The sequence below is a fragment of the Parasphingorhabdus pacifica genome (assembly GCF_054779195.1).
In genome coordinates this window covers 1-25,248 of sequence record NZ_BAAGYS010000002.1, presented here as the reverse complement: position 1 = coordinate 25,248, position 25,248 = coordinate 1, and the positions used below count along the sequence as shown (strand labels likewise).

At 68.5% G+C, this 25,248-nt stretch carries 18 protein-coding genes; 7 read left to right on the top strand and 11 right to left on the bottom strand.

Annotated elements, in window-relative coordinates:
• Nucleotides 1-33 precede the first annotated feature (33 nt).
• Genes ACYVAN_RS00100 through ACYVAN_RS00090 form a run of 3 tightly spaced genes read right to left on the bottom strand, consistent with a single transcriptional unit; the run spans nt 34 to nt 2,776 of the window.
• Nucleotides 34-807 carry an ABC transporter ATP-binding protein gene (locus ACYVAN_RS00100; protein WP_460954206.1) on the bottom strand — a complete coding sequence of 258 codons (774 nt, stop codon included), beginning with the start codon at nt 805-807 and terminating at the stop codon, nt 34-36.
• On the bottom strand, nt 804-1,844 hold the full coding sequence (locus ACYVAN_RS00095; protein WP_460954204.1) for a FecCD family ABC transporter permease: 1,041 nt from the start codon (nt 1,842-1,844) through the stop codon (nt 804-806). The genes ACYVAN_RS00100 and ACYVAN_RS00095 overlap by 4 nt, the downstream gene beginning before the upstream one ends.
• Complete coding sequence (locus ACYVAN_RS00090; protein WP_460954202.1) at nt 1,844-2,776, bottom strand: ABC transporter substrate-binding protein; 933 nt, start codon at nt 2,774-2,776, stop codon at nt 1,844-1,846. The genes ACYVAN_RS00095 and ACYVAN_RS00090 overlap by 1 nt, the downstream gene beginning before the upstream one ends.
• Before the next feature lie 698 nt (nt 2,777-3,474).
• Between ACYVAN_RS00090 and gltB the strand changes: the two genes are divergently transcribed.
• A complete protein-coding gene (gene gltB / locus ACYVAN_RS00085) occupies nt 3,475-8,028 on the top strand; it encodes a glutamate synthase large subunit (RefSeq protein WP_460954200.1) in 4,554 nt (1,517 codons plus the stop codon).
• The gene (locus ACYVAN_RS00080) at nt 8,021-9,526 is read left to right on the top strand and encodes a glutamate synthase subunit beta (RefSeq protein ID WP_460954198.1); all 1,506 of its coding nucleotides are present in this window, start codon (nt 8,021-8,023) and stop codon (nt 9,524-9,526) included. Before gltB ends, ACYVAN_RS00080 begins: the two co-directional genes overlap by 8 nt.
• A 122-nt stretch (nt 9,527-9,648) precedes the next feature.
• Here the strand turns inward: ACYVAN_RS00080 and ACYVAN_RS00075 are convergent, their stop codons facing one another.
• The 6 genes from ACYVAN_RS00075 to ACYVAN_RS00050 form a co-directional block, all read right to left on the bottom strand.
• Nucleotides 9,649-10,500, bottom strand: a complete 852-nt coding sequence (locus ACYVAN_RS00075) for a hypothetical protein (protein ID WP_460954196.1) — start codon at nt 10,498-10,500, stop codon at nt 9,649-9,651.
• Nucleotides 10,501-10,658: 158 nt separating this feature from the next.
• Complete coding sequence (locus ACYVAN_RS00070; protein ID WP_460954194.1) at nt 10,659-12,953, bottom strand: HelD family protein; 2,295 nt, start codon at nt 12,951-12,953, stop codon at nt 10,659-10,661.
• A 568-nt stretch (nt 12,954-13,521) separates the two neighbouring features.
• The gene (locus ACYVAN_RS00065) at nt 13,522-14,295 is read right to left on the bottom strand and encodes a transglycosylase SLT domain-containing protein (protein WP_460954192.1); all 774 of its coding nucleotides are present in this window, start codon (nt 14,293-14,295) and stop codon (nt 13,522-13,524) included.
• Between the two features lie 103 nt (nt 14,296-14,398).
• On the bottom strand, nt 14,399-16,753 hold the full coding sequence (locus ACYVAN_RS00060; protein WP_460954190.1) for an ATP-binding protein: 2,355 nt from the start codon (nt 16,751-16,753) through the stop codon (nt 14,399-14,401).
• Between the two features lie 144 nt (nt 16,754-16,897).
• Nucleotides 16,898-17,803 carry an MIP/aquaporin family protein gene (locus tag ACYVAN_RS00055; RefSeq protein ID WP_460954188.1) on the bottom strand — a complete coding sequence of 302 codons (906 nt, stop codon included), beginning with the start codon at nt 17,801-17,803 and terminating at the stop codon, nt 16,898-16,900.
• A 252-nt stretch (nt 17,804-18,055) separates the two neighbouring features.
• The gene (locus tag ACYVAN_RS00050) at nt 18,056-18,922 is read right to left on the bottom strand and encodes a phosphotransferase (protein WP_460954186.1); all 867 of its coding nucleotides are present in this window, start codon (nt 18,920-18,922) and stop codon (nt 18,056-18,058) included.
• 89 nt (nt 18,923-19,011) lie between these two features.
• Here ACYVAN_RS00050 and ACYVAN_RS00045 point away from each other — a divergent pair, with 89 nt between their 5' ends.
• Complete coding sequence (locus ACYVAN_RS00045) at nt 19,012-19,671, top strand: DUF2461 domain-containing protein (RefSeq protein WP_460954184.1); 660 nt, start codon at nt 19,012-19,014, stop codon at nt 19,669-19,671.
• A 53-nt stretch (nt 19,672-19,724) separates the two neighbouring features.
• On the opposite strand, the gene ACYVAN_RS00040 is transcribed toward ACYVAN_RS00045, so the two are convergent.
• Entirely contained in the window at nt 19,725-20,132 is a 408-nt protein-coding gene (locus ACYVAN_RS00040; RefSeq protein ID WP_460954182.1) for a VanZ family protein, read from the bottom strand.
• Nucleotides 20,133-20,206: 74 nt separating this feature from the next.
• Here ACYVAN_RS00040 and pyk point away from each other — a divergent pair, with 74 nt between their 5' ends.
• Nucleotides 20,207-21,628, top strand: coding sequence for a pyruvate kinase (pyk, locus tag ACYVAN_RS00035; RefSeq protein ID WP_460954180.1), 1,422 nt, complete (start codon nt 20,207-20,209; stop codon nt 21,626-21,628).
• A 112-nt stretch (nt 21,629-21,740) separates the two neighbouring features.
• Entirely contained in the window at nt 21,741-22,679 is a 939-nt protein-coding gene (tesB, locus tag ACYVAN_RS00030; RefSeq protein ID WP_460954178.1) for an acyl-CoA thioesterase II, read from the top strand.
• 96 nt (nt 22,680-22,775) lie between these two features.
• Here tesB and ACYVAN_RS00025 read toward each other — a convergent pair whose 3' ends face one another.
• The gene (locus ACYVAN_RS00025) at nt 22,776-23,276 is read right to left on the bottom strand and encodes an Lrp/AsnC family transcriptional regulator (protein WP_460954176.1); all 501 of its coding nucleotides are present in this window, start codon (nt 23,274-23,276) and stop codon (nt 22,776-22,778) included.
• A 90-nt stretch (nt 23,277-23,366) separates the two neighbouring features.
• Here ACYVAN_RS00025 and ACYVAN_RS00020 point away from each other — a divergent pair, with 90 nt between their 5' ends.
• Together ACYVAN_RS00020 and ACYVAN_RS00015 are read left to right on the top strand one after the other, a co-directional pair.
• Nucleotides 23,367-23,978, top strand: a complete 612-nt coding sequence (locus ACYVAN_RS00020) for a LysE family translocator (RefSeq protein WP_460954174.1) — start codon at nt 23,367-23,369, stop codon at nt 23,976-23,978.
• Between the two features lie 343 nt (nt 23,979-24,321).
• Nucleotides 24,322-24,993 carry a DedA family protein gene (locus ACYVAN_RS00015; protein ID WP_460954171.1) on the top strand — a complete coding sequence of 224 codons (672 nt, stop codon included), beginning with the start codon at nt 24,322-24,324 and terminating at the stop codon, nt 24,991-24,993.
• The last annotated feature ends 255 nt before the right edge of the window (nt 24,994-25,248 follow it).

Sequence of the window (25,248 nt, the reverse complement as noted above, 5' to 3'; positions counted from 1 at the left end):
CCGGACACGGCGAACGCGTCCGGCGCCACGAGGCTATTCGCGTACGGGCGCGACGACCGGCGAGCCGTCTGGGGAGTGCAGGACGGTCACACGCGCGGTGTAGCGGTCGGCGAGGAGAGCCGGGGTGAGCACGTCGAGCGGAGTTCCGTCGGCGCAGACCCGCCCGTCGTCGAGCAGGAGCAGCCGTTCGGCGTACTGGGCGGCCAGCGTGAGGTCGTGCAGGGTCGTGACGACCGTGGTGCCGAGTTCGTGCCGGAGTTCGTCCACCAGGTCCAGCAAGGCTTGGGCGTGGCCCACGTCCAGACCCGTGGTCGGCTCGTCGAGCAGCAGTACCCCCGCTCGTTGCGCCAGTGCCCGCGCGAGCACCGCCCGCTGCCGCTCACCACCGGACAGGGTCGCCAGTTGACGGCTGGCGAGTCGGGACAGGTCGAGTCGTTCGAGCACCTCGTTGACCACCCGCAGGTCCTCGCGGCCTTCTTTGCCCAGCGGCCCGAGGTGCGGTGTGCGTCCGAGCAGCACGTAGTCGGTCACGGTGAGCCCGATCGGCAGCTGCGGGATCTGCGGGGCGTATCCGAGCAGTGTGGCGCGCTCGCGGCGGCGGACGCCGGTCAGCAGCCGACCGTCCACCTGCACTCGGCCTTCGTGGCGGACCAGGCCGGCGATCGCCTTGAGCAGGGTTGATTTGCCGGAACCGTTCGGGCCGATGATGCCGAGCCAGCCACCCGACTCCACTGATGCGGAAACTTCCGAGAGCACCCGGGTGCGTCGATATCCGGCGGCGAGACCGTCGACTTCGAGCGTGCTCAAGGGGTCCTCTTCATGTGCAGGAGCATCGCGAAGAAGGGTGCTCCGGTGAATGCGGTGATCACGCCGATCGGCAGTTCGGCGGGCGCCATCACGGTCCGGGCGAGCATGTCGGCGCCCACCAGGAAGGCGCCGCCGAACAGCAGGGACAGCGGGACGATGAGGCGGTAGCTGCCCCCGACGGCGAGCCGGACCAGGTGTGGAACGACCAGGCCGACGAAGCCGATCAACCCTGCTGCCGAGACCGCAGCGGCCGTGGCGAGCGATGCGGCGACGAGCACGAGGGCGCGCACCCGGCCCGGCCGGATGCCGAGAGCCGTGGCTTCCTCGTCGCCGGTGCCGAGCAGGTCGAGCCACCGGGCCGACAGCCACAGCACCGCGGCGGCGGCAGCCACGTACGGGAGCACCACCAGCACTTCGTGCCAGCCGGTGGTGTGCAATCGGCCCAGCAGCCACATGTACACCTGTTGGAGGGATTCCAGGCGGAGTTGTTGGGCGAACGTCTGCCCCGCGGTGAGGAAGGACCCCACGGCTACGCCGGCCAGGATCAGGGTAGCGGTTTCGGATCCCGCCGAACGCCCGACGATCCAGGTGAGCGCGACCCCGCCGAGCGCGCCGAGGAAGGCGGCCAGTTGGGCCGTGCCGGACATCCCCGTTGCTTGCGGGATGAGGATGATGACCACTGTGACGGCCAGGCCGGCTCCCGGGGCCGAACCGAGCAGGTACGGCTCGGCAAGGGGGTTCCGGAAGACCCCTTGGAAGGCGGCCCCGGAGATGGCCAGCGCGCCGCCGACGAGCGCACCGAGCACCACGCGGGGAACCCGCAGTTCCCACAGGATCGCGGCTTCGCGTTCGGAGAGCGGAGACCGACCGCCGGTCAGCTGTGCGCCGATCTCGGCGAGGACGCGTTGCCAACCCAGCTCGGCGGCGCCGAGGAGCACCGAGGCCGCGACGGTGACCACCAGCACGGAGAGTGCCGCGAGCAGGTGGGTGGCGCGGAGTCTGGTCGGGGAGAGCTCGGTGGGAGCAGCGGAGGGCATCAGCCGCTCTGCGCGTCGGTGACGGCGTCGCTGATCGAGCGCACCATGTCGACCACGCGGGGTCCCCAACGGCCGGCGATGTCATCGTCGAGGGTCACGATCTGGTTTTCACGGACTGCGGTGAGCGTGTCCCATCCCGGCCGGTCGGTCACCGAACGCGGGGAGACCGCACAGCACTTGGTGTCGGCGAGGAAGATCAGGTCGGGGTTGGCCTCGATGATGTGTTCCTGGGACACCTGCGGGAACTTGCCTTCCGCGCTGTCGGCGATGTTGGTGAGGCCGAACAGTCCGTAGATGCTGCCCACGAAGCTGCGTGAGCTCGCGCTGTACTGGTCGGGGCTGATCTCGTGATAGTAGCTCAGCGGGCGGGACGGCTTCGGGGTCTTCCGGACGATCTCGTCGATCTCCGCGCGCATCCCGCGGGCCACGTTCTCGGCCTGTTCGGTGTGACCGGTGGCCCGGCCGATCGTCTCGATCTGCTCATAGGTGGCGTCGAGCGTTTTCGCAGCGGGGGTGAGCAGCACCGGGATGTCCAGGGCTCGCAGCCCGTGGGCGAGTTCGGTGGCGTTGTCCTGCGCGATGACCAGGTCGGGCTCGTGCGAGCTGACCCCGGCCGCGTCGGTGTTGAGCCCGGACAGGTCCGTGCGCGGCGCGTGTTCCGGGTAGTTGGATCGCCCGTCGACGGCGACGACTTGGTCACCGGCACCCACCGCGTAGAGGGTTTCGGTGGCCGTCGGGCTCAACGAGACGATGCGCTTGGGCTGCTGCGGGATCGTCACGGAGTCCTGGGTCGGCAGCTGGACCTTGACCGGGAACGCGGAGGCCGGGTCGTCGGCGGGCGCGTGGGTCTCGGCTGGCTGGGGGCGGGTGGCGCAGGCGGTGAGCGCGAACAGGGCGAGTAGCAGCGCCGCGAGGCGACGGAACCCGGTCATGACTTCCCTCGGTGGTCGGCCGGTGCGGTGGGCGCCTGTCCGCCGCGAGGAGCGAGGTGAACCGACGCCGCACCCCTGCACCGGGGGTGGTTGACATCGACACCGGGCGGAAGGCGACCTGGCTCGTGCGTGACCGTTGTCCCTCGGACCACGGTCGGCACATCACAGTTGCGGCACAGCACCGGGTTCGCACCGGATTTCGCTACCGTCGGCGTCTGAGGCGTGGCCGCGTCCGTGAACGACGGTCGCGATCCTGCCCTGAGCAGGCAAGATATCAGCCGGTGATCTCGAATGAAGCTGTGACCGGAGTGTTTTGCCGCACGCGAGGTCGTTCGGACACGGTGAAGACTGGGCGCGAGGCGCGTACTCTTCTCCGCACGAGCGAGCCATCTCACCTGTTCGGGCGGTGTAACCGCAAGGCGTGAATCCGTCACGCAAGACGCTGACCAGCTATCATGTTGATTGATAACCGTTGAAGGTCGGGGATTTCGGTTCTCGGGCCCCGAACGCGATCCCGGCGGTCTTGGGTCACCTGGTCTTGGGTCACCCGGTCTTGGGCCGCCCGGTCATCGGGCAGTCGGTCATCGGGCAGTCGGTTTTTTCACAGCAGCGCCGAAGGATCTTGCGGGCCAGCGTCGTCCCGTGCCGTGGAGCCGCCGCCGGCGGCAGCTCAAGCGCGAAGACGAGGGAGATCCGTCATGGTCTTCTCTGCCGATCCGGGCCCACAGGGTTTGTACGATCCCTCGTGGGAGCATGATTCCTGCGGTGTCGCGATGGTCGCCGACGTCAAGGGACGCCGGTCGCACCGCACGGTCACCGACGCGCTCACCGCGTTGACCAATCTCGACCACCGCGGAGCCGCGGGTGCCGAGCCGACCAGCGGTGACGGTGCGGGCATCCTCGTCCAGCTGCCGGATGCGCTGCTGCGGGCTCGCTCGGGGGTCGCTCTCCCGGAACCGGATTCGGCGGGAAACCACCGGTACGCGGCAGGACTCGCGTTCCTGCCCGCGGATGCCGAGCAGCGGCGCCGTGCGGTGGAGCTGGTGGAGAACCTCGCGGCCGAGGAGAACCTGCGGGTGCTCGGCTGGCGGGACGTGCCGGTGACACCGGAAGCGGCCGGTGTCGGGTCGACGGCGGCGCGGTGCATGCCCGAGTTCGCGATGCTGCTGGTCGCCGACGAAGGGGGCCTCTTAGCTGGGGTCGATCTGGATCGTTCGGCGTTCTGCCTGCGCAAGCGGGCCGAGCGGGAGGCTGCGCGGCAGGGGCTGGAGCTCTACTTCCCGTCGCTCTCCAGTCGCACCCTGATCTACAAGGGCATGCTGACCCCCGTCCAGCTGCCCGCGTTCTTCCCGGATCTCGGCGATGACCTCCTGGTGAGCGCGATAGCGCTGGTGCACAGCCGGTTTTCGACCAACACCTTCCCGTCCTGGCCGCTGGCGCACCCCTTTCGGTACCTCGCGCACAACGGTGAGATCAACACGGTGCGGGGTAACCGCAACCGGATGCGCGCGCGAGAGGCGCTGTTGGCCTCGGACCTGATTCCCGGTGACCTGTCGAGGCTCTTCCCGATCTGCGCCGAGGACGGTTCGGATTCGGCGTCGTTCGACGAGGTGCTGGAGCTGCTGCACCTCGGTGGGCGCACGTTGCCGCACGCCGTGCTGATGATGATCCCGGAGGCGTGGGAGAACCACGCCGAGATGGATCCGGCTCGCCGGGCCTTCTACCAGTTCCACGCGGGCCTGTTGGAACCGTGGGACGGGCCGGCCTGCGTGACCTTCACCGACGGTGCGCTGGTCGGCGCGGTGCTCGACCGCAACGGGTTGCGTCCGGGGCGCTGGTGGCGGACCGCCGACGACCGGATCGTGCTGGCGAGCGAGAGCGGTGTGCTCGACATCGATCCGGGTGAGGTCGTCGAGAAGGGCAGGCTCCGTCCGGGCCGGATGTTCCTGGTCGACACCGAGCAGGGGCGGCTGGTGGAGGACGACGAGATCAAATCCGAGCTGGCCACCGAACATCGCTACGAGGAGTGGTTGTACGCGGGCCTGCTCAAGCTGGAAGAACTGCGCGATCGCGAACACGTGGTGCAGAGTCACGAGTCGGTGGTCCGCCGGGAGCTGCTGTTCGGGTACAGCGAGGAGGAGCTCGCGCTGCTGCTCGCGCCGATGGCCTCGAAGGGGGCCGAACCACTGGGGTCGATGGGGTCGGACACCCCGCCCGCGCCGCTCTCGCGGCGTTCTCGGATGCTCTACGACTACTTCGTGCAGCACTTCGCGCAGGTGACGAATCCGCCGTTGGACGCCATCCGCGAGGAGATCGTCACTTCGGTCAGCCGGGTCATGGGCCCGGAACAGAACCTGCTGTCCCCGTCGCCCGCGTCCTGCAGGCACGTGGTGCTGCCGACTCCGGTGATCGACAACGACGAACTGGCCAAGCTGATCCGGATCAACGAGGACGGAGATCTGCCCGGCCTCTCCTGTTCTGTCCTTTCTGGACTGTACTATGTGGATGGTGGTGGTCCGGCGCTGGCCGAAGCGCTCCAGTGGGTGTGCGAAGAGGCGTCCGAGGCGATTCGAGCCGGCGCGCGAGTGCTGGTGCTCTCCGACCGCGACTCCGACCATCGGCGGGCGCCGATCCCCTCGTTGTTGTTCGTCGCCGCGGTGCACCACCACCTGGTGGAGACGAAGGAACGACTCAAGGTGGCGCTGGTCGTCGAGTCCGGTGACGCCCGCGAGGTGCACCACATCGCGGCGCTGCTCGGTTACGGCGCGGCGGCGGTCAACCCGTACCTGGCGTTCGAGGCGATCGAGGACATGGTCGCGACCGGCCAGATCGGTGCGCTGCGACCCCGCGCTGCCGTGCGAAACTACGTGCAAGCACTGGTCAAGGGCGTTCGGAAGGTGATGTCCAAGATGGGCATCTCCACCGTCGGTGCTTACACGGCTGCACAGATCTTCGAAGCCGTCGGGCTCGCCCCGCAGGTCGTCGACGAGTACTTCCGGGGCACCGCCTCGAAAATCGGCGGTGTGGGGCTCGACGAACTCGCCGAAGAGGTCGCGCAGCGGCACCGGCGCGCCTACCCGGACAACCCGGCGGATCGCGCGCACCGCGGTCTCGACAGCGGAGGAGAGTACTCCTACCGCAGGGAGGGCGAACTGCACCTGTTCTCCCCGGAGATGGTGTTCCTCCTGCAACACGCCACCAAGACCCGCAAGCACGAGGCGTACCGGTCCTACACCGCCGAATGCGACCGGTTGGCGAAGGAAGGTGGCGCGCTGCGCGGCCTGTTCGAGTTCGACAGCGCGCGGACGCCCATCCCCATCGACGAGGTCGAACCCGCTTCGGAAATACTCAAACGCTTCGCCACCGGCGGTATGAGCTACGGCGCCATCTCGGCGGAAGCCCACGAGACGCTCGCGCTCGCGATGAACAGGTTGGGCGGGCGCTCCAACTCGGGTGAGGGCGGTGAGGACGCCGACCGGTTGCACGACCCGCGGCGGCGCTCCAACATCAAGCAGGTCGCCAGCGGACGATTCGGCGTGACCAGCGAATACCTGGTCAACAGCACCGACATTCAGATCAAGATGGCCCAGGGTGCGAAACCCGGCGAAGGCGGGCAGCTACCCGCGCACAAGGTTTATCCGTGGATCGCGAAGACTCGCTTTTCGACCCCGGGCGTGGGGCTGATCTCGCCACCGCCGCACCACGACATCTATTCCATCGAGGACCTCGCCCAGCTGATCCACGACCTCAAGAACGCCAACGAACACGCCCGCGTGCACGTCAAACTGGTGAGTTCGGTGGGTGTGGGCACGGTGGCGGCAGGTGTGTCCAAGGCGCACGCCGACGTGGTCCTGATCTCCGGGCACGACGGTGGGACCGGCGCGGCTCCGCTGACCTCCCTCAAGCACGCGGGAACGCCGTGGGAGGTGGGCCTAGCCGAAGCGCAGCAGACCCTCCTGCTCAACGGGTTGCGCGATCGGATCGCAGTGCAGGTCGACGGTGGCATGAAGACCGGTCGCGACGTGCTGGTCGCCGCACTGCTGGGCGCGGAGGAGTACGGCTTCGCCACCGCGCCGCTGATCGTCGAAGGCTGCGTGATGATGCGGGTGTGCCACCTCGACACCTGCCCGGTCGGCGTGGCAACCCAGAACCCCGAGCTGCGCAAGCGCTACACGGGGCAGGTCGACCACGTGGTGAACTTCTTCGAGTTCGTGGCCGAGGAGGTGCGGGAGTACCTCGCGGAGCTCGGATTCCACACCCTCGACGAGGCGATCGGCCAGGTCGGCGTACTGCGGGTCGACAAGGCCGTCGCGCACTGGAAGAGCAGCGGACTCGACCTCTCGGGGTTGTTCGCCGAACCGAGCACGCCCTTCTCGCCGGCGCGGAGGCAGACGCGCGAACAGGACCACGGCCTCGACCAGGCGCTGGACCGGACGTTGATCCAGCTCGCCGAGGCAGCGCTGGAGGACGCGCACCCGCTGCGGATCAAGCTGCCGGTCCGCAACGTCAATCGCACCGTCGGCACCTTGCTGGGCGCCGAGGTGACCCGGCGCTTCCGTGGTGACGGTCTGCCCGACGGCACCATCCACGTCGAACTCGACGGGTCCGCGGGCCAGTCGCTCGGCGCCTTCCTGCCCAGCGGTATCACCCTGGAGCTGGCCGGTGATGCGAACGACTACGTCGGCAAGGGGCTCTCCGGCGGCCGGATCGTCGTGCGTCCGCACCAGGAGTCCATGTTCGCGGCGGAGGATCAGGTCGTCGCGGGCAACGTGATCGGCTACGGCGCGACCGCGGGCGAGGTGTTCCTGCGGGGACTCGTGGGCGAGCGGTTCTGCGTGCGCAACTCCGGTGCGCTCGCGGTGGCCGAGGGGACCGGTGATCACGCCTTCGAGTACATGACCGGCGGCAGGGCCGTCGTGCTCGGGCGGACCGGGCGGAACGTGGCCGCGGGCATGTCGGGCGGCATCGCCTACGTGCTCAACCTGGATCCGGTTCGGGTCAACACCGCGATGGTCGACCTGCAGCGGCCGAATTCCGAGGACCTCGCTTGGCTACGGGAAATCGTCCGGCGGCATTACGCGTTCACCGGTTCGTCGGTGGCCGCATCGCTGCTGGGCGACTGGCCACGCCGGTCGGCGGCGTTCACCAAGGTGATGCCGAGCGACTTCGAGCGAGTCCTCGAAGCGACGCGGTTGGCACATGCCGAGGGCAGGGACGTGGACGAGGTGATCATGGAGGCTTCTCGTGGCTGACCCGCACGGATTCCTGAAGTACGGGCGAGCCGATGCCGCCAAGCGCCCCGAGGCCGAACGAATCGGCGACTGGCACGAGGTCTACGCCGCGCTCTCTCCGGACGACCGCAACCGGGAGGTTTCGACCCAGGCCGCGCGGTGCATGGACTGCGGAGTTCCGTTCTGCCACTCCGGTTCGGCGGGCTGTCCGCTGGGCAATCTGATTCCCGAGTGGAACGACCAGGTGCGGCGTGGGCAGTGGCGGCGGGCGAGTGAACGGCTGCACGCCACCAACAACTTCCCCGAATTCACCGGCAAGCTGTGCCCCGCACCCTGCGAAGCCGGTTGCGTACTGGCCATCTCCCCCGATTCGGGCGGGGCGGTGGCGATCAAGCGCGTCGAGGAAACCATCGCCGAGGTGGCCTGGGAGAACGACTACGTCGAGCCGCACGTCCCCGAGATGGGTTCCGAACACCGGGTGGCGGTCGTGGGATCCGGCCCCGCCGGGCTCGCGGCGGCCCAGCAGCTCACCCGCGCAGGCCACGCGGTCACCGTGTTCGAACGGGACGATCGACTCGGCGGATTGCTTCGGTACGGGATCCCCGAGTTCAAGATGGAGAAATCGGTCCTGGACCGCCGGTTGGCGCAGATGCGTGACGAAGGCACCCACTTCGTCACGCGGTGCGAGGTCGGGGTCGACCTCACCGTGGCCGAGCTCCGGGCTCGCCACGACGCGGTCGTGCTGGCCGTCGGCGCCTTGCGGGGCCGGGACGACCGGACGGTGCCGGGTAGGGAGCTCGACGGCGTGCACCTCGCCATGGAGCAGCTCGTGCCCGCGAACCGGGAGTGCGAAGGGGACGGTCCTTCGCCGCTGACCGCGCGAGGAAAACACGTGGTGATCATCGGGGGCGGTGACACGGGAGCCGACGCGTACGGCACCGCCACGCGGCAGGGAGCGCTGAGCATCACCCAGCTCGACCAATACCCGAAGCCGCCCACCGAGCGGGACGACGATCTGTCCCCGTGGCCGACGTGGCCGTACATCCTGCGCACTTATCCCGCGCACGAAGAAGCCGGTGAACGCAGGTTCGCTGTGGCCGTGGAGGAATTCGTCGGCGACGAGCACGGACACGTGCGCGCCGTCCGGTTGCGGCCGGTGCGAGTCGAGCGGGGCGGCGACGGGCAGCGGACGGTCGTGCCGGTCTCCGACGAGAGCGAGGAGCTGCCGTGCGATCTCGTGCTGTTCGCGATCGGGTTCGACGGCGTCGAACACATGGAGTTGCTCGGCGGTCTCGGTATCGAGTTGTCCCGGCGCGGGACCATCGGCTGCGGGTCGAATTGGGAGACGAAGAGCCCGGGGGTGTTCGTGTGCGGTGACGCCCACCGGGGCGCCTCGCTCGTCGTGTGGGCGATCGCGGAGGGGCGCGCGGTGGCGCACTCCGTCGACGCGTGCCTGACGGGGGAGTCGCAGTTGCCCTCGCCGGTCGAACCGACCGCGCTGCCCCTCGCGGTGGTGTGAGCGGACCGGGAGGTCGGCATGGTCGTCTTCGTCGTCGGCAGCGGCGGGGGTGATCGAGGGACTGCTGCTGCACTGCACGACGCCGAGTTCTCCGGAGCGTGGCCGCTGCGCCGGCGTGCCGGTCAGCCTGGCGGGAGAGAGCGCGTCAAGCTGAGCAGCAGCGGTGAACGGACGGCGAGTCGGGCCGTGGCGTCGGCGACAGCTGCTGCCAGCCAGCCGACCGCGTCGCAGGACCACTCGGCCAGTTCCCCGCGCAGCACCGCGCCGTGGCGGGGTGGGCCGTTCCAGAAACGGTCGTCGAACGGTGGAGGTGGCACGGCCTCCCGCTCGGTGAGGCCGTGGTAGCGGCACACGAACACATCCTGGTCCAGCCCGGCCAGGTAGTCGGTGAGTTGCTCCACGACGGCGGGAATCGCCGGGTCCTGGCCGCTGTCGAGGCCCACCTCCACCGGTGTGCTCGCTTGCGGGGGGCACGTATCGAACCAATGACGTGTGCCCATTGCCGGGACCGGCGCGTACGCCGGACGCGTCGCGGGGTCGATCCCCTGTACCGGCAACAGGAGCTGCACCGCGGTCAGGTGCAGCGTGCCGGCGCGCGCTGTCGCGTCCTCGGCGCACCGCAGGAACGGCTGCACCGGCAGTGGCCGGTCGTCGGCCACCGCGCCGGCCTCTACCTGAAACCACGACACCAGGCCCGTTCCGGTAGCACCGAGAGGGTGGCCCCACCCAGCGTCGTTCATCCCCCACAGCCCGGGTGCGCGGCGCGTGCGGTCCTGCCCGTCGCCGCCGGCGTTGGTGTCGTCGAGCCAGCCCATGGTCAGTGCCCGCTGGTGGAACAGCTGGTAGGCGTCGTGCTCGGGATGGTGCCAGGCGTGCGGGGCCAGTTCGCCGTACAGGGCAGCCACCATGGTGCCCGCGGTCTCGGAGGGTGCGGGCACCACACCCGGCCGTGCTGTCCCACCGCACTCCCGCACGCTGGTTCTCCTCTCCGGCCACCTCGCGGCTGCGACGGTCTTTCGCCGCACACACTAGGACAGGCGGCAGGTGACGACGGCCTGGTTGCACAGCTGTTCGTCGGTGTCGATCTCGCCGACCACGTGGTTCCGCACGACGCCCGTGGCTGTCGCCGCTGTCACGCCGAGTTGAGCCCGGACAGGACTTCCGGGAGGCCGTCGGTGTGCACGACTCCCAGCCGCTGGGTGGCGCGGGTCAGTCCCACATAGAGGTTGTTCAATCCCTGCACCGAACCGTCCAGCACCGCCTCGGGGTGCACCAGCAGCACCGCGTCGAACTCCAGCCCCTTCGCCTGTTCCACGGTCAACAGCACGGCAGGGGAGTCGAGTCCTTCGGGACGGGTGTCGACGGTCTCGGGAAGCACGCGGCTGACCGGTTCGCCGACCTCCTCGATCAGTTCCGGCGGGAGGATCACCGCGAGCGTGCCGTCCCCGACCGCGCGCAGTTCCTCCTCGACCATCGACGGCAACACTTCGGCGAGCTGCTCTGCCGGGAGGTGCTTGGTCCAGGGAGTGTGGCCGCTGGTGCGAACCGAGTTCGGCGCGCGAAGATTCGTATCCATTTCGGACAGAACGTCCGCGGCCACCCCCATGATCTCCGCGGGCGTCCGGTAGTTCACCGTGAGTTCGGCCAGCTGCCACCGGTCGGCGACGTAGGGCGAGAGCACCTGGTCCCACGACCGCGCGCCTCCCGGGGCGCCGGTCTGCGCGATGTCGCCGACGAGGGTCATCGATCGGCTGGGGCACCTGCGCATCAGCACGCGCCAGGTCATCTCGGACAGTTCCTGCGCCTCGTCGACGATCACATGGCCGAAGGTCCAGGTCCGGTCGGCGGCCGCGCGTTCGGCAGCCGACAGGTCGCTGCGGGTCTGGTGCCGTTCGGCGAGCAGTTCGGCGTCGAGCACGTCGGAGACCCGCAGGCGTTCTTCGTCGGCGATCTCCTCGTCCTGCTCCATGATGTGCAGGACGCCCTGGGCGTAGGCTAGTTCCTCACGTTCCTGCCGAGCTTGCTCCTCGCGTTCCCGGGAGTCGTCCTCACCGAGCAGCTCGGCGAGTTCGTCGAGCAGGGCGACGTCCGCGGGAGTCCAGTCAGCGCCCTGTTCCCGGAGCAGAGCGGCCCGTTCCTGGTCGTCGAGGTGCTTGCGGGTGGCCGAGAACAGCCGGTCGGGATCGCTCAACAGATCGTCCAGGAGCTGCTGCGGGGTCAGTTCCGGCCACAACGTGTCCAGCGCGGCGCAGACCGCGGGGTCGCCACGCAGCTCCGAGTTGATCTCGTCGAGGTCGCGGCGGTCGAGCAGGTCCTGGCCAAGCCGGTCGGCGGCCCGTGTCGTCAGCGCCGAGAACATCTCGTGCTGGAAGGTCTTCCTGGCGTGGTTGTGGGCCTTCCTCGACCGGCGGGCGCGAGTGCGCGCCTGCGACACGGTCTTGCGGTCGACCAGCAGCGGTTCCCGGTCGTAGACGACCTCGAAGAACTTCTTCGGGACCTGTTGGCGGTCGCGCACCGCCGTGTTGAGCACCTGGGCCATGTTCGCGCGTCCCTTGACCTCGCCGGCCGTCTCGGAATCGGCGCCGGTGGCGCTCACCCCCGGGAAGAGCTCGCCCGGCGTGGAGAGCAGGACACCCGTCTCGCCGAGTGAGGGCAGCACTTGGCCGATGTAGCGCAGGAAGGTCGAGTTCGGCCCCACGACCAGCACGCCGCGCTTGGTGAGCTGCTCGCGGTAGGTGTAGAGCAGGAACGCCGCCCGGTGCAGCGCGACCGCGGTCTTGCCGGTGCCGGGACCGCCCTGCACGACGAGGACGCCGTTCATGCTTGCGCGGATGATGCGGTCCTGCTCGGCCTGGATGGTGGCGACGATGTCGCTCATCTCACCGGTGCGTCGTGCGTCGAGCGCGGCGAGCAGGGTGGCTTCCCCGGCGAGACCGAGATCGCTGCCCTGCTCGGTGGAGTTGAGATCGAGGACCTCGTCCTCCATGTCGACGACGTTGCGCCAGCTGGTGCGGATGTGCCTGCGCCGGTGCACGCCGTCCCGCGCGGCCGCGGTGGCCAGGTAGAACGGCCGGGACGCGGGAGCGCGCCAGTCGATCAGCAGCGGTTCGTACTCGTTCTCCTCGTCGAACAGGCCGAGACGTCCGATGTGGAAGCGCTCACCGCTGTCGAGGTCGAGCCGACCGAAGCACAAACCGTGCTCGACAGCGCTGAGCTGGGAAAGCTTGTCGGTGTACATCGTGGTGGAGATGTCGCGCTCGGTGCGCGCCTGCGGTGTGCCGCCGGTCTGCCGCAGCGTTTCGTTCAACCATTTCGTGGTCTGCTCGCGCAGCTCGTCGAGCTTGTCGTAGAGCACCGAAACGTACTGCTGCTCGGCGGCGATGTCGTCGGCTCGGTCGATACCCCGATCACGTCGGGCGTTGGCCACTTTGCTCCACCTTGTCCTGCGAAACGGTCGCGATTCGGTCGGGCGCCCCTGCGCCCGGAAGCGCAGGCGAGTCCGGGTTTCCGGGACGCCCGGACACGGGACCACCTGGCTGCGGGAATCCGGACTCCCGCGCCCGGTTCCCAGCGTCCGGGGGCCCGGAAGGTCCGGTGTTCCGGACGGGCTGGGTACTCGTTGGTCTGGTGTTGGCGAGTCCGATCTCGGAAACCTCGGGGCTCGGCGGAACGTGTGTTCCGCGTGAGTCCGACCAGCCATCATACCGTCACGAGCCCGGGTCCCGTCGTCGGTGAAGCGTGTACCCGCCCCAGTGCGCACGGTCGCCCGACGTGCGGAACCCGGTCGGGTGGTTGCGGAGCGGGCGATGGGGCCCGGGAACGCAGAACTCGTGCCGGAACGGGTCGGGCCACGCCGGAGTCGATGCCGCCGCCCGAGTGGCCGGTCGGGCAGCTTGCGTCCGGGCGCGGGGCGGGGAGTGAAGCGGCGGTGAAAATAGGAACGGCGGTCGACCCTCGGGGGTGGAGTCGACCGCCGTCATCCCGGATGTGGTGGATCAGTACCCCTGGTAGGCACCTCCGGACTTGGTTCCAGTCACACCCGGAACGTTCGAGACGGACCCGTACCGGTCGATCGAGTACAAGGTTCCCGCGATGATGTTGTCCACCGGGTGCCAGATGTTTTGGTGCCCGGGCAGCGCGTAGGACTCGAACGTCGGGTCGATGGTCTGCATCAAGCCCTTCGAGGGGGTGCCGTTCACCGCGTTCGAGTCCCACCCGTTGATCGCGGACGGGTCACCACCGGATTCGCTCTCGATGATCAACCGGAGGTCGTCCTCGTCGACCGCGTCTTCGGGGACACCGCGCTCTTCGAGGACTTCGGTGGCTTCGTCGATCCACTTGTCGATCCGGTCCTGCCGGTCGGCTGTCCCGGACTTCGGGGGCGAGTCCGGGACAACCGCCGGTTTCTCGGGGCCGGTCAGCGGCGCGGTGTGCGTTGCCACTGCCACGTGTCCGTCTTCCGGCTGGGCCTGGCCGAGCACGAGTCCCAGCGTGGCCACCGCTGTCACCGCTGTGCCCACCTGGGCCGACCGCATTTTCGGGGGGATGCGGCCGATGCCTCCGGTCGTGGCGGCCAACGTCGAACGAGACCGGCGAAGGAACGTGGCCGCTGACGACGTGAGTCGCTGGGGGATGCGGCGCGCGGTCCTCGGGGGTCCGTCCGGAGCACGGTCGCCGTCCTGCTCCCCGTTCGGGGCGGGGTCGCGGGACGGTTCGGGGAGACCGGTTTCCGGCGGCTGGGCTCCGTCGTGGTGGTCGCGGTGGGTCACCACTCAAGGTTCCGATACAGAGCGTATGTCGACATCGCGGTTTATACGTGCATCGGTACCTACATTCACCGCTTCGAGTGGCAATGTGAGGCTTGATTGTCACTTAGAGTGTTTCTGGATCCTGTCCAGCTTCGGTCTGGCGCGCGGCCACCCAGCCCGCGATCTGCGTTCGCGACGTGAAGTCGAGCTTGGTCAGGATGTGCTGCACGTGCCCCTCGACGGTGCGTTGGGCGATCACCAGGCTCTCCGCGATCTCCTTGTTCGTTCGGCCCTGCGCGACCAGATCCGCGATTTCGCGTTCGCGACGGGTCAACGTCGTCGGCGAGCTGGCCTTCGCCCGCGCGTTCCGGCTGGGTTTGACCTCCAGGGCGAGGTCCAGCGCGGTGGCCAGCGGTAGTTGGTCGCCCGCCTCGAACGCCTGCGCGAAGGTGTGGTCGCCGAGTGCCGCGCGTGTTCCCGCCATGTCCGCGTTGTGGATCTCCCGCATGGTCGAGTAGTACTGCGGGGTCGCCCGGATCGCGGACCACACGGCGTTCGCCGCACCGAACAGGCGCGCCGCCCGGTCGTAGCGGTGCTGCCGGTAGGCGATCCACGACAGCGTTTCGAGGCTGAATGCGATGGCCAGCTGGTGATCCAGCTGCTGTTGCAGGCGGAGCGCGTCCTTGACCACGACGTCGGCCCGCTCCGTTTCGTCCTGCATCAGGTACACGAAGCCCAGGCCCCACAACGCGTACGAACGCCAGTACAGCTCCCCGAGCTGTTCGCCGAGGCGGTCGCCCTCTCCGAGCAGTTCCAGACCTTCCTGGTACCGGCCGGTGATGCCCATGGCCAGACCGAGTCCGAGCAGCGCGATGAGCTCACCCTGCCGAGAGCCGTGCTCGCGGAACTCGACGAGCGATCTCCACAGCAATCGGGTCGCCGACTCGAGGTCGTTGCCGAAGATGGCGGCCATTCCCCGCGTCTGCGTGAGGAAGGCCGATTCGATCGGAGCATCCAGCCGCTGGAGGATGCTCTCGGCTTCGTCCAGCATCGGCTCCGAAACTTCTGGCTCTCCCTGGAGAAGCGCGAACCACGCGCCGTTGCGCAGCGCCGAGGCCCGTTCCGGAGCGGAAGGCGGGGTGATCTCCAGTGCCTGGTTGATCCAGTAGCGGGCCTCGTTCTTGAGTCCTCGGATGCCCCAGTACTGGGCCAGGTGCGAGGCCATCCGCAAAGCCATGGTGGCGGTCTCGTGCGAAGCAGCTGCGATGTGCAGGGCCTGCCGGAGGTTGTCCTGGTCCCGGCGCAGCTTGTTGACCCACCAGACCTGGTCGGGGCCGATCCACTCCGCGGCGAACCGTTCCGCCTCCTGCGCGTACCACTCGCAGTGCCTGCGCAGCACCCGCTCCTGCTCCCCCGAAGCGGCGAGCTTGACCTGCCCGTAGTCGCGCAGGGCGTGCATCAGGCGGAACCGGACCTCGCCGGACTCCTCCTCGCGGAACAGGATCGACTGGTCGACCAACGAATGCATGGCGCCGAGCACGTCGACCGGGCTGAGCCCGTCGCTCGCGACGTGTTCGGCGGCTGCCAGGTCGAAGCTCCCGGAGAACACCGACACCCGCGCCCACGCCACCTTGTCCTGGTCGGAGCAGAGGTCGTAACTCCAGTCGATCAGCGCCCGCAGGGTCTGCTGGCGAGCCGGCGCGCCACGCCTGCCCTCGGTGAGGAGCTCGTACCGTTCGGTCAGCCGGTCCTCGAGCTGTCGCAGCGACAGCGAGCGCAACCGGACCGCGGCCAGTTCGATCGCCATCGGATTGCCGTCCAGGTGATGGCACAAGCGCATCAGCACGGCGCCGTCGTCGGGACCGACCTCGAACTCGGGCACCGCGGCCTTCGCCCGGTCGACGAGCAAGCGGACCGACGAGTACTGCTCGTAGGTCTCTGGTGGCGGCAGATGGTCGGGATCCGGGGTCGGCAGCGGCGGTACGACGAGCGTGCTTTCCCCTGCGACGCCGAGGGACTGCCTGCTCGTGGCGAGGATGCGCACTCCCGGGCAGGCGCGCAGCACGGTGTCGACCAGCAGCGCGGCCTCTTCCACGACGTGTTCGCAGTTGTCGAGCACCAGCAGAAGTTCGCGGTTCTTGAGGTGCTCCACGATGGCGTCCAGGTCATCGCCCGAGGTCGGTGAATTGATGCCCAGCTGCTCGGTCACGGCTTCGGGGACCAGCGAGCCGTCGCGGAGCTCCTCCAGCTGCACGTGCCAGGTCTTCTCTCGGAACGTCCGCCGGAGGTTCTGCGCGACGCGGAGGGCGAGCCGCGTCTTCCCGACGCCGCCGGGCCCGGTCAGGGTGACGAGTCTGGACTCGGCGAGCAGGCGCTTCGTGCGCGTGATCTCATGCCGCCGGCCGACGAAGCTCGTGACGTCGGCCGGCAGATTGCCCGCCGGCTCACCGCGGACGCCGGTTCGTGCGATGGAGACCACCTCGCGAGCGTAACCCGCATCCGGCTTGCTGACCTGGGCAGTTTTGGGCCGACGGAGCGGTGGACCCGAACGAGTGAGGTGTCTGCTCGCGGCTCGCACTTTCGGGTGGATCCTCGGAATCTCAGCGGGTGTTCGCGGTCCGAATCAGGATTCGTCCGTGGGCAGTCGACCGGGCTCCGGTCCTTCGGCTGCCGCGGCCCGCGCGCTGATGATCTGGCCGATGAAGAGGTCGTAGACGAGGGCGCCGATGATTCCCCCGATAAGCGGTCCCGCTATGGGAATCCAGAAAAACCACGAGAACCATTCATAACTGCCCGGAAAGGCTATGTCGCCCCACCCGGTGAGCCACGTCCACAACCTGGGGCCGAAATCGCGTGCCGGATTGATCGCGTATCCCGCGTTCGTGCCAAAGGTCAGGCCGATGACCGTAACGACCATTCCGATCAGGAACGGCGCCATGTTGGCGCTTGGAGCGGCGTTCCGCGAGTCGGTCAGCGCGCAGATCAGCAGTACCAGCATCGCGGTTCCGATGATCTGGTCCAACAGTGGACCCCACCACGAAGAACCGAAGTATTCGGCGGGGAACGTCGCGAAGATCGCAAAGGTGTCGAGCGACTCACCCCGGCTCACCCCGGCTTCCGCGTTGAACGCGTCGATCGCCCAGCTGTAGGAGGAGTAGACCAGGGCGGCTGCCACGAACGCGCCGACGACCTGGGCGAACCAGTACGGAATGACCTTCCACAAGGCGAACGTCCTGCGCACGGCGAACGCCAGGGTCACGGCTGGGTTGATGTGGGCCCCGCTCACGCCCCCGGCAACGTAAACGCCGAAGACGACCCCGAAGCCCCAACCGAGCACGATGATGAGCCAGTTGGCCGGGCCGAACGCGGCCTCCTGGCGTCCGGAGCCGGACAGGCCGGCTACCGCTACCGCGACCGACCCGCACCCGAAGAGGAGCAGGGTGAACGTACCGAGGAACTCGGCGAGCATCTCTCCGGCGATGCCCGCCCGGTATCCGGGCCGGCGCTGGGAATCCGTATCCGCGGCCATCGAGTTCTCCTAGAGCGCATAGGTCGAAAAACCCGCGGCCGGTGCGGATCGAGACTCCGCTTACGAGCCCGCGGGCAAGGATTGGGCGCAACGAGCAGCGTAAGTGGCCACGCCCATTTCCGCTCATCGTGCGAACGCGGCAATTGCCGTAGAAGGCCGCGACGAATTCGCGAAAGGGTATTCGGTCCCGGTCCACGCGTCGATCGAAACGGCACCGAGCCCGGCGGCCCGCGTCCCCCGAGTCCCCGGGGGTCAAGCGTCCAGTCGGGAACGTGCGATGGCGACGTAGGCGTCGTTGCCGGTCCGGAGTCCGTGCACGCCGAGGGACACGCGGTATCGGAACTCCGCGAGCCGCGCGACGTGCCCGTCGAAGTGCTCGCGGGGCCGCCCGTCCGCGAGTGCGTACGCGCTGAGCAGGCAGTCGAGTCCGGCAGGGCCGAACGCCACGCAGGGCGCGACGAAATCCAGCACCGGATCGTCGACGGCCGCGTCGGCCCAGTCCAGGATTCCGAGCAGTGCGCCGGCCGCGTCGACGAGCGTGTGGTTGGGCGAGAGGTCGCCGTGGACCAGTCGGCGCTCGCCGCTCCAGTATCGGTCGTCGTCCAGCCACCGCCGCCACCGTGCGAACGCATCCTCGGGGATTCCGAGTTCTGCTCGTCCCTCGGCGAGTTCGACGTCGAGTTCCGCGCGCAGCGACCCGCGGTCGCGAACCTCGACGCCGATCGACGCGGCTTCGTCGACAGGAATCCGATGCAGTTCGGCGATCGTGGCGCCGAGGAGGCGGAAGTAGCTCTCCGTCCCCGTCCCCGGCCGGTGGTGCACTAGCGTCAGCGGGTCCTCGGTCGCCAGCGGAACTCCACGCAGGCGTTGGTACGCCACGAGCTGCGGCGAGCAGATCCCCCACCGCGGCAACTCGACGCGCAGGCGCGGTCGCAGCAGCTCCAGCAACCGCGCCTCCACCGGAATGCCCCGGGCGACCTCCGGACGGCGCGGCTCGCGCAGCACCCACCACCGGCCATCGGCGTCGACGCCGTGCCGAACGCGGAAATCCCAGCCGGTGTCGTCGACCTCCTCGATCCGGAGGTCGAGTCCGTGAGATCGCCCGACATCAATGCCCAAGGGTTCAGGTTAAGCCGGCGGGCACGCGAATTTCGCCAGGCACGGAGGGCGTGGACATCACGCGCGAAACCGCGGCATAAGCTCCGGTCGTGCGATTCGAGGGGTTCGGGGACGGCGCGGTCGAGTTCTACGAGGGTCTGGAGGCGGACAACTCCAAGGCGTACTGGAGCGACCGGTTCGCGCTGTACCGGGAACACGTCCGGGAGCCGATGGAGGCGCTCCTGGCCGAACTGGAGCCGGAGTTCGCCCCCGGATTCGGCAGCGCGAAGGTGTTCCGCCCGCACCGGGACGTGCGCTTCAGCCGGGACAAGGCGCCGTACAAGACGCACTGCGGGGCGGTGATCGAGCGGTCCCGAGGCGGGGGTGCCTACTACGTGGAGATCAGCGCCGACCGGATGCTAGTCGCGGGCGGTTGCTTCCACACCGAACCCGATCAGCTGGCCCGGTTCCGCGCGGCCGTGGCCGAGCAGGTGCCCGGTGAGCGGTTGCGGCAGCTACTCGAGGCGCTCCCGAGCGGATGGCGGCTCGCGGGGGAGACGCTGAAGACCCGGCCGCGCGGGGTGTCCGGTGACCATCCGCGCCTCGAGCTGCTGCGGCACCGCACCCTGTACGCCTATGCGGAGTGGGAGCCGGACGATGTGCTGCACCAGCCCGAATGCGTCGACCGGGTCCGGCACGCGTGGCGGCAACTGCGCGAACTGAACCAGTGGTGCACCGATCACATCGGTGGTTCCGAGCGGCGGCGTTGAACTCGTCGAGCCGTGCGGGTCGGATGTTGCGACGAGAATCACACGATCGACTGTCAGTGGTCGCGGCGGTCACGAGCCGCGCCGGTACGGCCGAGCGCGCGAGTGGTGGCCGAACGGGTCCGGCCGCGCGTCGCCCGGTATGCGGCGAGGCCGGCTCCGGCACCCAGGAGATCGGTCAAGGCATCCGCCACATCCCCGCTGCGGCCGTCCACGGCCGCCGCCTGGATCACCTCCGAAACACCTGCGTAGCAGGCTAGCCCGACGATGAGCGGGGACGGTCTGATCCCTGCGGAACACCCGGTGATCGCCAGTCCGGCGAACAGCGCGAAGTGCACCGCCTTGTCGGTGCCCGGGGGCGCGCTCGGCACCCCCGACGCAGGGGTGAACAGGACGGCGAAGCTGATCAGGGAGACCGCCGCGAACGGGATCCGAGCCAGTGGCGTTCTGTAATGATCCAGCAATGGTGCTCCCCGATCGGTCGCAGTCGCGCGGCTGAGTGCCGCAAGCGTGGTCCAAGAGACTAGGCTGACCCAACGTGAGTCGACGAGCCAAGATCGTTTGTACTATGGGCCCCGCCACTGCGACCCCGGAGAAGATGGCGGAGCTCGTCAACAGCGGAATGAACGTCGCCCGGCTGAATTTCAGCCACGGCAGCCACGCCGATCACGAGCAGATGTACGAGATGGTCCGGACCGCCGCCAAGGTGTCGGGTCGGGCCGTCGGCGTTCTCGCCGATCTGCAAGGACCGAAGATCCGCCTCGGGAACTTCGCGGCCGGTCCTGTCGAGTGGCTGACGGGCGAAGTAGTGCGAATCACGGTCGATGAGGTCGAGGGTACCCACGACCGGGTCTCCACTACCTACAAGGGACTGGCCGCGGACGCGAAGGCCGGGGACAGCCTTCTCGTGGACGACGGCAAGGTCGCTCTGACCGTCACCGCGGTCGAGGGCAACGACGTGGTGTGCGAGGTCGTCGAGGGCGGCCCGGTGTCCGACCACAAGGGGCTGTCCATGCCCGGCATGGACATTTCGGTGCCGGCACTGTCCGACAAGGACGTCGAGGACCTGGAATTCGCCCTGGAGCTCGGGACGGACTTCGTCGCGCTGTCGTTCGTGCGCAGCCCGGCCGACATCGACCTGGTGCACCAGGTGATGGATCGGGTCGGCCGCCGGGTTCCGGTGATCGCGAAGCTGGAGAAGCCCGAAGCGGTCGACAACCTCGAAGCGATTGTGCTCGCGTTCGACGGTGTGATGGTCGCCCGCGGCGACCTCGGTGTGGAGGTGCCGCTCGAACACGTCCCGCTGGTGCAGAAGAAGGCCATCCGGATCGCGCGGGAGAACGCCAAGCCCGTGATCGTGGCGACCCAGATGCTGGATTCGATGATCCAGAACTCGCGCCCGACGAGGGCCGAAACCTCGGACGTGGCCAACGCGGTCCTGGACGGTACCGACGCGGTGATGCTCTCGGGCGAGACGAGCGTGGGCAGCTACCCCATTGAGACCGTGCAGACCATGTCCCGGATCGTGGAGGCCGTGGAGGCCGGATCGGCTGCTCCGCCGCCGCTGAGCCACGTCCCGCGGACCAAGCGTGGCGTGATCTCCTACGGCGCGCGGGACATCGGTGAACGGCTCAACGCCAAGGCACTGGTGGCCTTCTCCCAGTCCGGTGACACGGTTCGCAGGCTGGCACGCCTGCACACGAGGTTGCCGCTGCTGGCGTTCACCCCTGAGGAGTCGGTGCGCAGTCAGCTCGCTCTCACTTGGGGGACCGAGACGTTCTTGGTGCCTAAGGTGGACACCACCGACCAAATGGTTCGTCAAGTGGACCAGGCGATGCTCTCCCTCGGACGTTCCCAGCGAGGGGACATGGTGGTCATCGTGGCCGGTTCTCCACCGGGGACCGTCGGGTCCACCAACCTGATCCGGGTACACAGTCTCGGTGAAGAAGACCACGTGTGACGAGACGCGGGTGCCGCAATTGTCATCGGCCACCGGACTCCGCGTGCTCGGGGCTCGACGCGGGTTTGGTGGGGCCGGCCTGGACGATTGCGAACAACCCTAGGAGTACGAAGTGACCGAAGCCGCGCGCGCGGCGGCAGCCGACCCCGCAGGTTCGCGAATCACCGGTGCGGTGCCCCTGGACGTCAACGGTGTCGCCCACGGGCAGCCGGTGGTGGACCGCCTCGTCGGTCTGCTCGACCTCGAGCGGATCGAGGAGAACATCTTTCGCGGGGTCAGCCCCGCGGATTCCACGGTGCGGGTGTTCGGCGGCCAGGTCGCTGGACAGGCGCTCGTGGCGGCAGGGCGAACGGTGCCGGAAGACCGCCCCGTGCATTCGCTCCACGCGTACTTCATCCGGCCGGGTGATCCGAGCGTGCCGATCGTCTACGAGGTAGACCGAACCCGGGATGGCCGCTCGTTCACCACCCGCCGCGTGGTCGCGGTGCAGCACGGGAAGACGATCTTCTCGCTGTCGGCCTCGTTCCAGGTCGAGGAAGCCGGTATCGACCACGCCGAGCCGATGCCGGACATCCCGGCTCCCGAGACCTTGCCGACCTATGGTGAGCGGGCGCAGGGGCTGATGGAGCAGATCGGCATGGACGGCTACCCGCCTCGACCGATCGACGTCCGCTACGTCACCACACCGCCGTGGGAAGGCGATGGCGCTGGTGAAGCCCGTAGCCAGGTTTGGATGCGAGCCGACGGCATGCTGCCCGACGACGGGCTGCTGCACGTGTGCATGGTCGCCTTCGCCTCCGATTTGACGCTGCTCGACGCGGTGCTGGCCAGGCACGGCGTCTACTGGGGCTTGAACAAGGTCGTGGGGGCGAGCCTGGACCACGCCATGTGGTTCCACCGCAGCTTCCGGGCGGATGAGTGGCTGCTCTACGACTGCGCTTCACCGAGCGCTTCCGGGTCCCGCGGACTGGCCACCGGACGATTCTTCTCCCGCGACGGACAACTGGTGGCGACCGTCGTGCAGGAAGGCCTGCTCCGCGTGCTGGACTAGTTCTCCCGCCGGTGCCGGTGCGTGTCGGTGGTTGGTTCGTTTCCGCTGCTCAAGACGCCTCGTCGAGGGCGAACGAGCGCGGTGTGCGAGTGGTGATCACTTGCGGCGGCGTTTGGGGCGTAGGTGCGGCGGAGCGGTCAGCGCCCGCGTGTGGGCCTGTTCCAGCACGATCGAGCTGGTGAAGTTCCGCACCTCGGTTCGGGCCGCGAGCCTGTCCACCAGGAACTCCTGCAGGTGCACGCTGTCAGCCACCGCCACGTGCAGCAGGAAGTCGGCCTGTCCGCTCACGTGCAGCAACGACCGCGTTTCCGGCTGGGCCAGCACGAACTCGCGGAACGAGTCCACGACCGGTCGGGTGTGCGGGCGGACGTTGACCGCGACGACGGCTTCCAGCGGGAGGCCGGTCGCCGCGGGATCGACGTCGATGTGCGACCCGATGATCACGCCCTGTTCGCGGAGCCTGCGGACTCGTTGCAGGCAGCTGGAAGCGGCGAGACCGACCCGTTCGGCCAGCACTCGGTTCGGGAGCGTCGCGTCGTTCTGCAACTCCTCCAGAATCTGCCAGTCAACCGAATCAAGTTCCACAGATGAGCGCATTGCCGAAGATCCTACGGTCTTCATGGCGAGCGAGCGAACTGGTGAAGGAGACTCCCGCAGTTAGCCGCACATGTTGATCAGGAGGGTGCCGTGCATATCGAGTGGGGTCCGTACCTGCTCGCCCTGGTAGCGATCATTATCGTGCCGGGACCCGACTTCGTATTGGTGACCAGCAACGCGGCGACGGGTAGACGCTGGGGTTGGTTCGCGGCCGCGGGAGTGACCTGCGGACTGTTGGTGCACGCCAGCGCGGCCACGCTCGGCTTGTCCGCCTTGCTGGTCGCGGCCCCGCGAGCGCTGTTCGCGGTGAAGGTCATCGGCGCTCTCTATCTCGCCTACCTGGGCGTTCAGATTCTGCGCAACGCCGGTTCGGGCAAGGTGGCGCCCGGGCAGGTCGATACGGTTCCTTCGGGGCGGTCGGTGTTCTTCCGCGGTCTGTTCATCGACCTGCTCAATCCCAAGGTCATGCTGATGTTCCTGACCCTGCTGCCGCAGGCGATGGATCCGGCGGGGGAACCGGTCACGCAAGCCGGTGTGCTCAGTGCGGTGGCGGTCGGTGCGTTCGGCTCGTACTGGTTGATCGTCGTGCCGTCGGTGCGCTGGCTGGCGGCATTCCTCGCCGACCCCGGGCGGAACCGGGTGTTCGAGCGGTGCTGCGGCGGCGTGCTGCTGGCGATGGCGACTTCCATCGTCCTGACCTGACCTGACCTGACCTGACCTGACCTGACCTGACCTGACCTGACCTGACCGGGCGCGGAACAGATCGAGATAGGAGCAGGTACGAGCGGGCGGTCTTCAGGCCGCCCGCTTTGTACAGCTCCGCGGAAACCCCGCGAGCCCTGTCCCGCTCCAGCCCGAAGCAGTCCTACCGGGTACCCGTCGGGCTTTCCGGACCGCGGTCTTCGCTGTGGCTGTGTTGGGACGGCGGATTGTATGAGCTGTATCTCAGGGCGCGGCAAGGGGTCGTTCCGGAGTTGGCGGGTAGTGCCGGTCGGTAACGTGGCGGACAACGCTCACGTCCCCGAGCTCGTCCGAGGAGTCACCTGTGTCCTTCATCAGCGATTTCCTGGCCCTGATCGCGGGATTACCGAGGCCACTCCTGGTTGTGGTGACCGGTGCGCTGGTGTTGGCGGAATGCACGGTCGGACTCGGCTTCGTCGTCCCGGGGGAGAGCGGTCTGCTGATCGCGTCGGCGGCGGTGACCGATTTCGGCTTCTTCTGCACGCTGTCCGCCGCGGTGGCCTTGTGCGCCGTCGTCGGTGACAACATCGGCTATTGGCTGGGGCGGCGCTACGGTTTCCGGTTCCGCGAGACGCGGGTGGTGCGCAAGCTCGGACAACGGCACTGGGATCGCGCCTGTCGCTTGTTGTGCAAGTACGGCATGGGTGCGGTGCTCGTCGCCCGGTTTCTCCCGGTCGTGCGGACGCTTACGCCGGTAGCGGCGGGGACGAGCGGCCTGGGATACGGGCGATTCCTGCTCGCGTCGGTGATCGGCGGAGTGGCGTGGTCGGCGACGCACGTCAGCATCGGCTGGATAGCGGGCGCCTCGGCCAAGTACGTCGAGGAGATGCTCGGTAGAGCCAGCGGAATCGTGGTCGTGGCGATCGGGCTCGGTGTGCTGGCGGCCTGGTGGCGGCGTCGCGCGCGGCAGCGCAGGGTCGCGGCGGACCGGGTCGAGGCGCCCGCCCGGGAGGCTGAGACCGAGCACGCGGCCTGAACGTTCACCTGGCCGAATCGGCCTACCGGAGAAGCCGACACGCATACGTCGGCCACGGTCTCGGCGTCCGGTACGGGTGCGGTGACGCCGTCGGCATGCCGCCCGCGAAACGCGAAGCGCCGCCCCCGACATTCGGGGGCGGCGCTTCGCGTTCGAGCAGTGTCTCAGCGTGAGACGAACCGGTGCGTCACAGGTTGGGGTAGAGGGGGTTGGCGGTGGCCAGTGCCTCGACGCGGGTGCGCAGTTTCTTGCTGG